The 14,381-nt window shown below is 40.6% G+C and carries 10 protein-coding genes; 9 read left to right on the top strand and 1 reads right to left on the bottom strand.

Features of this window, described 5'->3' with window-relative positions:
- The first annotated feature begins 2 nt into the window (after positions 1–2).
- The 8 genes from aceE (at position 3) to ALFOR1_RS14320 (ending at position 12,746) form a co-directional block, all read left to right on the top strand.
- Positions 3–2,669 (top strand): pyruvate dehydrogenase (acetyl-transferring), homodimeric type, encoded by a 2,667-nt coding sequence (aceE, locus tag ALFOR1_RS14355; RefSeq protein ID WP_104643360.1) that lies wholly within the window; start codon positions 3–5, stop codon positions 2,667–2,669.
- A 10-nt stretch (positions 2,670–2,679) separates the two neighbouring features.
- On the top strand, positions 2,680–4,590 hold the full coding sequence (aceF, locus tag ALFOR1_RS14350) for a pyruvate dehydrogenase complex dihydrolipoyllysine-residue acetyltransferase (protein ID WP_104643359.1): 1,911 nt from the start codon (positions 2,680–2,682) through the stop codon (positions 4,588–4,590).
- Positions 4,591–4,765: 175 nt separating this feature from the next.
- Positions 4,766–6,193 (top strand): dihydrolipoyl dehydrogenase, encoded by a 1,428-nt coding sequence (gene lpdA / locus ALFOR1_RS14345; protein ID WP_104643358.1) that lies wholly within the window; start codon positions 4,766–4,768, stop codon positions 6,191–6,193.
- A 249-nt stretch (positions 6,194–6,442) separates the two neighbouring features.
- Positions 6,443–7,132, top strand: a complete 690-nt coding sequence (locus tag ALFOR1_RS14340) for a tRNA-uridine aminocarboxypropyltransferase (protein ID WP_058549411.1) — start codon at positions 6,443–6,445, stop codon at positions 7,130–7,132.
- 986 nt (positions 7,133–8,118) lie between these two features.
- Positions 8,119–9,123, top strand: a complete 1,005-nt coding sequence (locus ALFOR1_RS14335; RefSeq protein WP_104643357.1) for a Fe(3+) ABC transporter substrate-binding protein — start codon at positions 8,119–8,121, stop codon at positions 9,121–9,123.
- Complete coding sequence (locus ALFOR1_RS14330) at positions 9,123–10,754, top strand: ABC transporter permease (protein ID WP_104643356.1); 1,632 nt, start codon at positions 9,123–9,125, stop codon at positions 10,752–10,754. Before ALFOR1_RS14335 ends, ALFOR1_RS14330 begins: the two co-directional genes overlap by 1 nt.
- Positions 10,755–11,801, top strand: coding sequence for an ABC transporter ATP-binding protein (locus tag ALFOR1_RS14325; protein WP_104643355.1), 1,047 nt, complete (start codon positions 10,755–10,757; stop codon positions 11,799–11,801).
- 45 nt (positions 11,802–11,846) lie between these two features.
- The gene (locus tag ALFOR1_RS14320) at positions 11,847–12,746 is read left to right on the top strand and encodes a Dyp-type peroxidase (RefSeq protein WP_058549415.1); all 900 of its coding nucleotides are present in this window, start codon (positions 11,847–11,849) and stop codon (positions 12,744–12,746) included.
- On the opposite strand, the gene argR is transcribed toward ALFOR1_RS14320, so the two are convergent.
- Entirely contained in the window at positions 12,743–13,210 is a 468-nt protein-coding gene (gene argR / locus ALFOR1_RS14315; RefSeq protein WP_058549416.1) for a transcriptional regulator ArgR, read from the bottom strand. The two genes, ALFOR1_RS14320 and argR, sit on opposite strands and share 4 nt — an antisense overlap.
- A 225-nt stretch (positions 13,211–13,435) precedes the next feature.
- Between argR and mdh the strand changes: the two genes are divergently transcribed.
- Positions 13,436–14,368, top strand: coding sequence for a malate dehydrogenase (mdh, locus tag ALFOR1_RS14310; protein WP_058549417.1), 933 nt, complete (start codon positions 13,436–13,438; stop codon positions 14,366–14,368).
- Positions 14,369–14,381 lie beyond the last annotated feature (13 nt).

The raw sequence follows: 14,381 nt of genomic DNA, 5'->3' as shown, positions 1-14,381 counted from the left end.
ATATGTCTGAAGTCAATAAAATTGACGTAGACGCGCTAGAAACACAAGAGTGGTTACAAGCTCTTGAATCAGTTGTGCGCGAAGAAGGTGTTGAACGAGCTCAGTATTTACTTGAGCAAGTGTTAGAGCAAGCCCGTTTAGACGGCGTTGATATGCCAACGGGTATTACCACGAACTACGTTAATACTATTCCAGTAGATCAAGAACCGGCTTACCCAGGTGATGTTAACCTAGAGCGCCGTATTCGTTCGATCATACGTTGGAACGCGATTATGATCGTTCTACGTGCATCGAAAAAAGATCTCGACTTAGGCGGCCATATGGCGTCTTACCAATCATCTGCTGCGTTTTATGAAGTGTGTTTTAACCACTTTTTCAAAGCACCAAATGACGTAGACGGCGGTGACTTAGTTTATTACCAAGGCCATATTTCTCCTGGTATTTACGCGCGTGCGTTTGTTGAAGGGCGTTTAAGCGCAGCTCAACTAGATAATTTCCGCCAAGAAGTAGATGGTAAAGGCTTACCTTCATACCCTCACCCTAAATTAATGCCTGAATTTTGGCAGTTCCCTACAGTATCAATGGGCTTAGGTCCTATCGCGTCTATTTACCAAGCGCGTTTCTTAAAATACTTAGACGGACGAGGCTTAAAAGAAACTAAAAACCAACGTGTATATGCGTTTTTAGGTGACGGTGAAATGGATGAGCCAGAATCACGTGGCGCAATCTCGTTTGCTGCACGTGAAAAGCTAGACAACCTATGTTACTTAATTAACTGTAACTTACAGCGTCTAGATGGCCCAGTAATGGGTAATGGTAAAATTATTCAAGAACTAGAAGGCCTATTTAAAGGCGCTGGCTGGAACGTAATTAAAGTTGTATGGGGTAGCGGTTGGGATATCCTTCTTGCTAAAGATACAACAGGTAAATTACTACAATTGATGAACGAAACAATTGATGGCGATTACCAAACATATAAAGCTAAAGATGGCGCGTATGTACGTGAGCATTTCTTTGGTCGTTACCCAGAAACAGCAGCACTTGTTGCAGATATGACGGATGACGAAATTTTTGCACTTAAGCGTGGTGGTCATGAGCCATCAAAACTTTATGCTGCATTTAAAAAGGCCGAGCAAACTAACGACCGTCCTACTGTAATTCTTGCTAAAACTGTTAAAGGTTACGGCATGGGTGAAGCAGCAGAAGGTAAAAACATTGCGCACCAAGTGAAAAAGATGGACATGAGCCATGTTGAACACTTACGTGACCGTTTAGGCTTACAAGACTTAGTATCTGAAGAGCAAATTAAAGATCTTCCGTACTTAACGCTTGAAGAAGGTTCAGAAGAATACAAGTACTTACACGCACGTCGTGATGAGCTTAAAGGTTACACGCCTACTCGTATTCCTCGCTTTAGCGAAAAATTACAATTGCCAGAAGTAGATGCATTTAAGCCGCTACTTGAAGAGCAAAAGCGTGATATTTCTACAACAATGGGCTTTGTTCGTGCACTTAATATCTTATTAAAAGATAAAGGCATTGGTAAAAACATCGTACCAATTATTGCCGATGAAGCGCGTACATTTGGTATGGAAGGTTTATTCCGCCAAATCGGTATTTACAACCCACATGGCCAAAACTACACCCCTCAAGACCGTGATATTGTTTCTTACTACAAAGAAGCTACATCAGGGCAAGTACTTCAAGAAGGTATTAACGAGCTAGGTGCAATGTCGTCATGGGTAGCTGCTGCAACATCATACAGCACTAACGATTTACCAATGATTCCATTCTACATTTACTATTCTATGTTTGGTTTCCAACGTGTTGGCGACATGGCATGGATGGCGGGGGATCAACAAGCACGTGGTTTCTTATTAGGTGCTACTGCCGGTCGTACTACGCTAAATGGTGAAGGTCTACAGCACGAAGATGGTCACAGCCATATTCTTGCAAACACTGTTCCTAACTGTATTTCTTACGATCCTACTTACGCATTTGAAGTAGCAGTAATTGTACAAGATGGTATTCGTCGTATGTACGGTGACGACCAAGAAAACATTTACTACTACCTAACGCTTATGAACGAAAACTACCATCAGCCAGCTATGCCAGAAGGCGCTGAAGAAGGTATTCGTAAAGGTATCTACAAACTTGAAAGCTACGAAGGTAAAAAAGCCAACGTACAGCTATTAAGCTCAGGTACTATCATGACTGAAGTGCGTAAAGCTGCTGCAATTTTAAGTGATGATTACGGAATTGCATCAGACGTTTACTCTGTAACGTCATTCAATGAGCTTACGCGTGATGGTCAAGATGTTGAACGTTTCAACATGCTTAACCCAGAAAGCGAGCAAAAAACAGCTTACATTACGAGCGTATTAAACGACTCAGTAACTGTAGCCGCAACTGATTACATGAAAAACTACGCAGAACAAGCACGTTCATTTATTCCAAGCAGCAACTATAAGGTGCTTGGTACAGATGGTTACGGACGTTCTGATAGCCGTGAAAACTTACGTCGTCACTTTGAAGTTAACGCAAGCTACGTTGTTGTTGCTACGTTATCTGAACTTGCTAAACGCGGTGAAGTTGAAAAGTCAGTGGTTGTTGAAGCGATTAAAAAGTTCGACATTGACACAAATAAACTAAATCCACTGTACGCATAAGAGGTTTGCAATGAGTATTGAAATTAATGTACCAGATATCGGTGGCGATGAAGTTGAAGTAACCGAAATCTTAGTAAGTGTTGGCGACAAAGTAGATGTTGATCAATCGCTACTAACCGTTGAAGGCGACAAAGCCTCAATGGAAGTACCTGCTGCACAAGCAGGTACAGTTAAAGAAATTAAAGTAAGCGAAGGCGACACTGTTACAACAGGCACGCTAATTATGATTTTTGAAGGCGAAGAGACTGGTTCACAAAGCGAGCCAGAAGCGCCGGCTAAAACTGAAGCTGCTGCACCTGCAGAGGCTTCAGGTTCTTCAACTAAAGAAGTCACGGTACCAGATATTGGTGACGACGAAGTTGAAGTAACAGAAATCATGGTTGCCGTTGGCGATACTGTTGAAGAAGAACAATCTATTTTAAACGTTGAAGGCGATAAAGCCGCAATGGAAGTACCAGCACCATTTGCTGGTACTGTAAAAGAGATTAAAGTAGCCTCGGGCGATAAAGTAAAAACAGGCTCTTTAGTGTTTGTTTTTGAAGTTGCCGGTTCAAGTGCTCCAGCATCAGATGCACCTAAGCAAGAGTCTGCACCAGCAGAAACTGCTCAAAGTGCACAGCCAAGCACAAAAGAAGTAAATGTACCTGATATTGGCGATGATGAAGTTGAAGTAACTGAAATCATGGTTGCTGTTGGCGATAGCGTAGAAGAAGAGCAATCTATCTTAAACGTTGAAGGCGACAAAGCAGCAATGGAAGTACCAGCCCCATTTGCAGGCATAGTTAAAGAAATTAAAATTGCAGCGGGCGATAAAGTAAAAACAGGTTCGCTTATTTTTGTATTTGAAGTTGCCGGCAGTGCACCTGCAAAAGCTTCTGCACCTGCAGAGCAAAAGCCAGCTGCAGCACCTGCAAAAACCGAGTCTGCGCCAGCTCAAGCTGCACCTTCGGCTAAAGCAAGCGATGAAGGTTTTGAAAACAACAGCGCATATGCCCATGCATCGCCAGTTGTTCGCCGTTTAGCGCGTGAGTTTGGTATTAACCTAGCAAACGTTAAAGGCTCAGGTCGTAAAAACCGTGTAGTAAAAGAAGACGTGCAAAACTATGTTAAAAACTTAGTTAAGCAAGTTGAATCTGGCCAATTACTAGCAGGTAAAGGCAATGCGGGCGGTAGCGAGCTTGGTTTAATTCCGTGGCCTAAAGTAGATTTTGCTAAGTTTGGCGAAATTGAAGAGAAGAAACTATCTCGCATTCAAAAGCTATCGGGTAAAAACTTACACCGTAACTGGGTACAAATCCCACATGTTACACAGTTTGACGAAGCTGATATCACAAGCCTTGAAGTATTCCGTAAAGAGCAAAACGTGTTAAGCGAGAAGAAAAAGCTTGGCGTTAAAATCACTCCTCTTGTATTTGTGATGAAAGCGGTAGCTAAAGTACTTGCTGAATTCCCAACGTTTAATGCATCACTTTCTGAAGATGGCGAAAGCTTAATTCTTAAGAAGTACATAAACGTAGGTGTTGCAGTAGATACGCCTAATGGCTTAGTTGTTCCGGTATTTAAAGACGTGGACAAAAAAGGCATAATGGAGCTATCTCGCGAGCTAATGGATATTTCTAAAAAGGCACGTGAAGGTAAGCTAACGTCATCTGATATGCAGGGCGGCTGTTTCACTATTTCAAGCTTAGGCGGTATTGGCGGTACGGCATTTACGCCGATTGTTAATGCACCAGAGGTGGCTATTTTAGGTGTATCTAAATCTGAAATGAAACCTAAGTGGAATGGTAAAGACTTTGAACCAAAACTAATGGTTCCGCTATCTATGTCGTACGATCACCGTGTGATTGACGGAGCACTAGCAGCACGCTTTACAGCAACGCTTGCTAGCTACATGAGCGACATACGTCAATTAGTGATGTAATCGCTACAATATGAATAAAATCAAATCCCAGCCAGTTGTTTTTAGCTGGGATTTTTACTATATGCAATGATACAATCTTTGCACTATTTGTGAATTGCTCTGATTTTCTGCCCATGCAGAAACATGGCAGTTAAATTTTAGGGCAGTGTCCCGTTCAAACAATTAAGGTAATAGCATGAGCAACGAATTAAAAACTCAAGTTGTTGTACTAGGCGGTGGTCCTGGTGGTTACTCTGCGGCTTTCCGTGCTGCTGACTTGGGCTTAGAAGTTACATTAGTAGAATCTCGTGAAACATTAGGTGGTGTATGTCTTAATGTTGGTTGTATTCCTTCAAAAGCACTTTTACACGTAGCTAAAGTGATTGATGACGCTGCAGAAATGTCATCTCACGGTGTTACTTTTGGCGCTCCGCAAATTGATTTAGACAAAATTCGCTCTTGGAAAGAGTCGGTTGTTGGCCAGCTTACTGGTGGCTTAGACGGCATGGCTAAGATGCGTAAAGTTAAAGTTGTACCAGGTTACGGTAAGTTTACTGGCAGCAACACTTTAGACGTTGAAGGTGCTGACGGCACAACAACTATTACATTTGATAATGCAATTATTGCTGCGGGTTCTAAACCTGTAAGCTTACCGTTCATCCCAGAAGATGAGCGTGTAATTGATTCAACGGGTGCATTAGAGCTTAAAGACATTCCAGAGAAACTACTTGTTTTAGGTGGTGGTATCATCGGTCTTGAAATGGGTACTGTATACCGCGCATTGGGTTCTGACATTGATGTTGTTGAGTTTGCAGACCAGTTAGTTCCGGCTGCTGATAAAGATATCATCAAGATTTACCAAAAATACGTAAGCAAAAAATTCAATGTTATGCTTTCAACTAAAGTTGTTGGCGTTGAAGCTAAAGATGATGGCTTATACGTTACTTTTGAAGGCAAAAACGCACCAGCTGAACCAGTACGTTACGACAAAGTACTTGTTGCAGTAGGCCGTACGCCTAACGGTAACTTGCTTGATGCTGATAAAGCAGGTGTTAATGTTGATGAGCGTGGCTTTATTAATGTTGATAAGCAACTTAAAACAAACGTAGACCACATTTTTGCGATTGGTGACTTAGTTGGCCAGCCTATGCTTGCGCATAAAGCGGTACATGAAGGCCATGTTGCTGCTGAAGTTATTTCTGGTCAGAAGCATTTCTTCGATCCTAAATGTATTCCTTCAATTGCGTACACTGACCCAGAAATCGCTTGGGTAGGTGTTACTGAGAAAGAAGCAAAAGAGCAAGGCTTAAGCATTGAAACTGCAGTATTCCCGTGGGCAGCATCAGGTCGCGCAATTGCATCTGCTCGTACTGAAGGTTCTACTAAGCTTATCTTTGATAAAGACAGTGGCCGTGTAATCGGTGGTGCTATGGTGGGTATTAACGCAGGCGAAATGCTTGGCGAAATCGGCTTAGCAGTTGAAATGGGCGCAGACGGTGAAGATTTAGCACTTACTATTCATGCTCACCCAACATTGAACGAGTCTATTGGCCTTGCAGCTGAAATTTTTGAAGGTTCAATCACTGATTTACCAAACAAAAAAGCGGTTAAAAAGAAAAAGTAATTTAACTTTTTAATTTCGTTTTTAAAAACCCAGCTTTTGCTGGGTTTTTGTTTTTATAGCCGCCAATTAAAAATAAATAAAACAAAACTAGCTTTTGTTGGTATCGTTTTTTATTTTGAGCTGATAGCTGATAGCTGATAGCTGATAGCTGATAGCTGATAGCTGATAGCTGATAGCTGATAGCTGATATCTATTCCCTTTAATTTTAGCTACAATACGCGCCGATCAAATTTAAGGTAATTAATCACTGTGGCCAACTCTTTTAAAAACTCAGTTCTGGCATTACGCGCTCAGCAAATAAGTGAGTCTCGCCGTGAATTCAATGCGCGAGGCGGTAAATTAGATCGCTGTGAGCAGTGCCTAATAGCCAAACATTACTGTATTTGTAAAGGTGTTGAGTACGCTCAGTGCGGTGCTGCTGTATGTTTACTAATGTACCATAACGAAAGTTTTAAGCCGTCTAATACAGGACGATTAATTGCTGAGATTGTTCCTGATAACTATGCATTTAGATGGGATAGAACAGATCCCGATTCTGCTTTTTTAGCTTTAATAAACGATCCTCAATATCAACCGATGGTCGTGTTTCCTGCTGAAGACGTAGAAGAAGGTAGAGCGATTACTGAAGTGAATATTGAATCAGGTAAAAAGCCACTTTTTATATTTTTAGATGGTACGTGGCGCGAAGCTAAAAAAATGATCCGTAAAAGCCCTTATCTAGATAACTTGCCTGTATTGTCTGTTACTGCTGATAAACTATCTGATTATCGCTTACGTGTAGCGCCTCATGCGCATCAACTTGGTACTGCTGAAGTAGGCATTATGGTGCTTGCTCTGGCTGGTGAAGCTGAAGCATCTAAAAAATTAGAAAATCACTTTATAAAGTTTCGCGATGCATACTTATTAGGTAAGCGAAATAAAGGCAGGCCAGCAGTATAATACCAATACGCAATAATACTTAATCATTTTGCAGGGCTAAAGGTGTCGCTACCTGCATTAAAAAATCCTCATTTACGATTGCATGGATGCAGAAGGTAGAGCAATGCAGGAGCAATTGCCGAGAACAACTAAATAACGAATTTTTTGCCTAGCTATCAACACGTTTTTCCAGTCTCAAAGTAGATCACTTAATTAAGCTAATTGGTATAATTACTGAATTTTGGGCAAAGAAAAGCGCGCTCTATCTCTAGGCGCGCTTGCGGAATCTTCTAATTTTTTTGCATCCTGCAATTGAACTTAATCAACTCCAATTTTCACTAATCCATGTTTATTACTATATTACTTTTTAGTTCTATGTAATTTAGGCTATCCGGGCCTGTATCCTTTAAATCCTAAAACATCCTGTATGGTAAAAACTATTACCGGTCCTTCTTTGCACTTACTTGTGCTTCCATGTGTTAATCAATCCGTTGTGTTACCTAAAAGGCCTGTCCATTTATTCCTACATCCTGTTAAACAACTTAATCCTCAGTTGCTTCCTTTACGTACCATCCTGATACTATCCTTTGTGCAACAATCCATTGCGATACTCATCCTGAGCCTGTCCTAATTTCCGTGTTGTCCGTAGTAACCTAATCATTGGTTGTTCGAGTAAGCAGTCCATTTCCTTTTACTCGATAAGCATCACTGCTTGGTTGATGTAGTAATTATAATGGCTAACCCTAAGTAAAGTAGGATATAAACTACATTAAACTTCCTTTAATACAATTGTAAGTTTTTAAAAATACATTTAAAACAAAGCGTTAAGCTTTAACTACTGTTTTTTTATAACGTTTTTTACTCATTAGCTGCCATATCCGTGAGATATGTCTTACGCGCAATTTCCTTTTTGGGCGTTATTTACATATTTACATTTATTTAAAGTGTGCACTTTTTAGCTGATCACGGTAGAATTCTTTGATAATAATTACTATTTAGGTGAAGTAATGAAGAAAGCTTTAGCACTGTGTTTGGGGTTAGTCACGTCTATGCCAGCCTTGGCAAGCGATGTGGTTAATATTTATTCTTTTCGTCAGCCATTTTTAATCCAGCCAATTTTAGACGATTTTACAAAGCAAACAGGTATTAAAACCAATGTTGTTTTTGCTAAAAAAGGGCTAATTGAACGTGTAAAGCGTGAGGGAAAGCATAGTAAAGCCGATTTAGTTTTAACATCTAACTTTAGTGCGCTTATTCAGCTTGAGGATTTAAAGCTAACGCAAACGATTAAAAGTGACCGCATTAATACAAATGTACCAGCGGCGTTTCGTGATGGCGATGGCCAATGGGTTGCACTTACCAAGCGTGTGCGTAATGTATATTCATCTAAAGAGCGACTTGGAGCATTACCTGAGCTCACTTACGAAGATTTAGCAGACCCTAAATACCAAGGACAAATTTGTACACGCTCTGGTAAGCATCCGTATAATTTGGGTTTAGTGGCTTCGATGATTGCACACCATGGTGAAGAAAACACAAAATCATGGCTAGAAGGTGTTAAGGCTAACTTAGCTCGTAAGCCACAAGGTAACGATAGAGCGCAAGTAAAGGCGGTTAAAGAAGGCTTGTGTAATTTAGCGCTGGGTAACAGTTACTACCTTGGTAAAATGTTGGAAGATGATGTACAAAAAGCATGGGCTGAGTCTGTTAGTATTAACTTTCCTAACCAAACTAACCGAGGTTCACATATTAATGTGTCGGGTGCGGTTATTACTAAGTATGCTAAAAACCCTAAAAACGCTTTAAAACTCATAGAATACATGACCGATAATAAAGCACAAAATATGTACGCTTCGGTTAATATGGAATATCCGGTTAAACTAGGTGTTGAGTTATCAAGTTTGGTTGCCTCTTGGGGAAGCTTCAAAGAAGACAGTTTACCACTTGATGAAATTAGTAAATATCGTCCGTTAGCACTTAAGTTAATTGATGAGGTGAAATTCGATCTTTAATGAATTCTCAATTTAAGCTGTCGAAATGGCAGCTATTTTCGTGGGCAACAGGCTTAATACTGTCGGCCCCGTTGTTTTTTCTATTACTTGAATCCTTACAAGGCGACTCTGAGGTGTTTTCTCACCTTTGGGATACAGTGCTGTGGGATTATATTTTAAATACGGTACTGCTTGTTGTTGGTGTGTCTGTGCTTAGCTGCGTTATTGCGTTACCGCTTGGCTGGCTCACTGCGTATTGTCACTTTCCTGGTAAAAAGCAATTTGAATGGGCACTTATGCTGCCACTTGCCATGCCGACCTACATAATTGCTTATGTTTATACCGACTTACTTGATTACGCAGGCCCTGTTCAAATAGCCCTCAGAGAGTGGTTTGGCTGGCAATCCCCTAACGATTATTGGTTTTTTGATATACGCACTTTACCTGGTGCAATAGTCATGATTGCCTTAGTGCTTTACCCATATTTGTTTTTAATCTTTAAAACGGCTCTTCGTGAACAGTCATTTAAGTTAGTGCAAGCCAGCCAACTAATGGGCTTGTCTCCTTGGCAGAGCTTTTTTAGGGTGAGTTTAGTGCTTTCGCGTGGGGCTATAGTCGCGGCACTTGCACTGATTAGTATGGAAACCATGGCTGACTTTGCAACCGTTAGTTATTTTGCCGTAAGTACATTAACGACTGCAGTTTACGATACGTGGTTTGGTTATTACTCGTTAACAGCGGCTGCCAAAATATCGGGTGTCATGCTGCTACTTCTATTTTTAGCATTAATGGCCGAACGCTTTAGTCGCCGCAAGCAAGCCGTGTTTGAGCGCCAATCAGGTGTAAATAGTGAGTCGTTATATATTCTAAAAGGTAAGTCAGCATGGTTAGCTACATTATTTTGTAGTGCTATTTTAATCCTTGCGTTTATTATTCCTATTACTGTGCTTTTGAGTTATGCAATTACTTACTTTGATAAGGCATGGAATGCCGCATTTTTTAGCTACGCGTGGCAAAGCTTAAAAGTGGCAGCAATCGTGAGTGTTGCAACTATTGTATTGAGTATCTTTGTGGTGTTTTATCAACGCGTAGCAAAACAAACATATCCTTTAATACCAGGTCGGTTAGCAAGTACAGGTTATGCGCTACCAGGTACTGTGCTTGCAATTGCGGTGTTACTGCCGCTTACTTTAGTAGAAAACTCTATTAATACAGCGCTAGAGCCCTATAACTTAGATATAGGTTTATTACTTACAGGCAGTATTTTAACCATCATACTCGCTTATGTTGTGCGTTTTTATGCCATTGCTCATGGTGCAATAGAGTCAAGCTTTGTACGGATCAGCCCCTCGCTCGATATGGCCAGCCAATCTATGGGTAAAAGCTTAGGGCAAACACTGCGTTTAGTGCATTTACCTTTACTACGAAGAGGGTTACTGACCGCTGCGTTATTAGTGTTTATTGAATGCATGAAAGAACTGCCTGCAGCTTTGCTGTTGCGACCTTTTAACTTTGAAAGTTTAGCGACACATGTTTTTCAGTACGTGAGTGATGAGCAATTAGAGCTTGCGTCTATATCTGCATTATTTATTGTTATTGTTGGGTTTATACCTTTGTATTTTATTAACCGTTCTATGGAGCAGCGCAGTTAAATGAGTAGTTTAATTTTACAAGGCGTGAGCTATCACTACAGTGCCATGCAAGTGCTACATAATTTAGATTTAACGGTTGGTAAGGACGAAATAGTGTGCTTACTTGGTGCCAGTGGTTGTGGCAAAACAACAACATTAAAAGCAATTGCAGGGTTAATAGAGACTAATCAAGGTAGTATATTTATAGATGGTAAGCTTGTAAGTGACGAGCAATCATTTGTCTCACCAGAGCATCGTAATATAGGAATGATGTTTCAAGATTATGCGTTGTTTCCGCACCTTACAGTGGCCGATAATATTGCGTTTGGGCTAAACAAAACAAATAAAGAGCAAAAGCGCGCGCGTGTTGATGAAATGCTTAAGTTGGTGCACTTAACCGGCTGTGCAAAACGTTTTCCACATCAGCTCTCTGGTGGGCAGCAGCAACGTGTAGCTATAGCGCGGGCACTGGCTTATAAACCTAGTTTATTATTGCTCGATGAGCCCTTTTCTAATATTGATACGCAAGTGCGTTTTGAGCTTATTGCTGATATCCGTCGCATTATTAAAACACAGCAAGTGTCAGCTGTATTCGTTACGCACTCAAAAGAAGAGGCCTTTGCTTTTTCAGACACGCTTGCCATTATGCATAGAGGTAAAATAGCTCAGCAGGGCTCACCAGAAGCGCTTTTTGCTATGCCAAAGTCAAAGGAGGTTGCAGAGTTTCTGGGTCAGGGCATATACTTAGACGCACAAGCATTAACAGCAACTGAATATAATACGGCGTTTGGTGTCGTTAAATCGCAAGTTGCGCATACGCACAAAACTAAAAATGGGCAATTATATATTCGCCCTCATCAAATAGAATTAGCGTGTAAAAATTGCGATGAAAACAGCCAAGCTATTACTATTTTAAGTCGCCGATTTATTGGCTCTGCTTATGTTTATAGTGTTGTAATTGCAGAACAAGAGATTGAAGTTGCTGCACAATATGGCCAGTCATTTGAGAAAAATGAACAGGTTATTATAAAAATAAAACCCCACACAGTGAATTTTTTCGAATCATAATCAATGTGTTATTCGCTGTGTTATATAAAAAGCTAAGGAATAACAATGGCGCAAGCGCAGTCTGGGATTTGTGCTGAAGCAAACTTACATGGTTTGCACCTATTTTTTAATGTATTTGACGCTCAGGACGAATCGTTGCGTGCAAAACTCAAACGAGTTAGCGCTATTGAGGAGGAGTTTAGCGATCAGTTCTCGGAGTCTATGCTTTCGTGCATGGTTGCTATTGGCGCCCAGTATTGGCCGCATATTTTGCCTGAATATATCCCTAGCGAACTACAAAGCTTTCCTAATATAAACCATAGCGATTTTGTTATGAGTGCCCAGCCATGTGATTTATTTATTCAAATACGCTCAGACCGAGAAGACGTTAACCATTTATTTGCGCTACAAATTTTAAAGTTATTTGCCCCTGATGTTGAGCTGGTGGAGCAAATTCGTAACTTTCGCTTTTTAGATGGTCGTGACTTTAATGGTTTTATTTATGGAGGCAACACGCCACATGGCAGGCAAAAGCGTGCAACTGCTTTAGTTAATAAGCCAAATAGTTTTGAAGATCAGGGCAGTTATATTCATGTGCAGCGTTTTAAACACGACCTAACTGTATGGCAGCACTTATCACTGAGCGAGCAAGAGCAAATTATGGGGCGTACGCGTTTAGATAATACACTCATTGAGCCAGCTATTAGCACTAGTCATGCATCGCGAAGTGAATTAAAAGATGAAAATGGTCATGCGTTATTACTCAATCAAAGCATGCCTTATGGCGATGTTTATGAGCAAGGAATGCTAAGTATTACTTGTTCTGCATCGGGTGGTGCGTTTGAAAAGGTACTTACGAGTCGCTTAGGGACAGGGGAGTGTTATGACCATTGGCTTGATTTTACTCAAGCCGATATGGGGTCTGCGTTTTTTGCACCCTCAATTGGTTTTTTAAAGCAGCTTTAAACCGTATCAAATAAAATACGAACGCGCTCCAGCGTAATGTCTATTTCTGATATTTTTGCTGGAGCAATAAATATGGTGTCATCACCTGCAATAGTTCCTAAAACACCATCCGCTTTACCTAATGAGTCCAGTAAACGTGCAATTAATTGTGCAGCCCCAGGGCTTGTCGTGATGATAATCATCATTTCATTATGCATAATATCAATTACAAGCTGACGCAGCGGGCTTTTAGCTGTTGGTACACCCATTTCGGCCGGTAAGCAGTAAACCATTTCTTGCTTTGCGTTACGTGTACGTACAGCACCAAACTTGCTTAACATACGCGACACTTTACTTTGGCTTATATTGTCAAAGCCTTGTTCTTTTAGAGCATCGACTATTTCGCCTTGAGAGCCAAAGTTTTCTTCTTTTAAAAGGGATTTAAACGCTTTAACTAACGCTTCTTGTTTATCTTGTGGTTGCATAGTCTTTATTCATTTTTGTTATTTATAATGCAAATTCTACACAAAAATGAATAATTATGCAGCAGTTGTTTAGTTAACTTGCCAGTTTGATGCGATAAACGAGCAAAGTTTACAACTATGGTCGAAAATATACTTGAAATAAGCAGGATAAATTTGTTTTTAGTCGCTAATTTCATTATCTTAAGAGCCACAAATATTTCCTACCTCAAATTACGGAGAATTCCAATGAAAGTTGCTGTATTAGGTGCTGCAGGCGGTATCGGTCAAGCGTTGTCTTTATTATTAAAAACAGGCTTACCAGCTGGCTCTGAATTATCACTTTACGATGTTGCACCAGTAGTACCAGGTGTTGCTGTTGATCTTTCTCACATCCCAACAGATGTTAAAGTTGCAGGCTTTGGCGCAGACGATTTAAATAAAGCGCTTGAAGGTTCTGATATCGTACTTATCCCAGCGGGTATGCCACGTAAGCCAGGTATGGATCGTGCGGATTTATTCAACGTAAATGCCGGCATCATCAAAACATTAGCTGAAGGCATTGTTGCAAGCTGTCCAAAAGCGTTTGTAGGTATTATTACAAACCCAGTAAATGGCACTGTGCCAATTGTTGCTGAAGTATTTAAAAAAGCAGGTACTTACGACGCTAAACGCGTATTTGGTATTACTACACTTGACGTGATTCGTTCAGAAGCTTTTGTTGCTGAACTTAAAGGTGTAGACGTAGCAACTGTTAAAGTACCAGTAATTGGCGGTCACTCAGGCACAACTATTCTTCCTCTACTTTCTCAAGTTGAAGGCGTAAGCTTTACTGATGAAGAAGTAGCTGCACTTACTCCACGTATCCAAAACGCAGGTACTGAAGTTGTAAATGCTAAAGCGGGTGGTGGTTCTGCTACATTATCTATGGGTGCTGCTGCTGCGCGTTTTTGTATGTCTTTAGTTAAAGGCCTACAAGGTGAAGACGTAGTAGATTACGCATATGTTGCTGTTGAAAATGGCGATGCAGAGTACTTTGCTCACCCAGTACGTTTAGGTAAAAACGGCGTAGAAGAAATTCTTTCTTACGGCGAGCTAAGCGCATTTGAAGAAAAAGCTAAAAACGATATGCTTGAAACACTGAAAAAAGACATCAAAGAAGGTGTTGATTTCATGGCGTAATAGCCAATTGAGT

The organism is Pseudoalteromonas carrageenovora IAM 12662, assembly GCF_900239935.1.
GTDB classification, from domain to species: domain Bacteria; phylum Pseudomonadota; class Gammaproteobacteria; order Enterobacterales; family Alteromonadaceae; genus Pseudoalteromonas; species Pseudoalteromonas carrageenovora.
The sequence above is the reverse complement of the archived record's forward strand: the minus strand, read 5'-3'. Positions and strand labels throughout refer to the sequence as shown.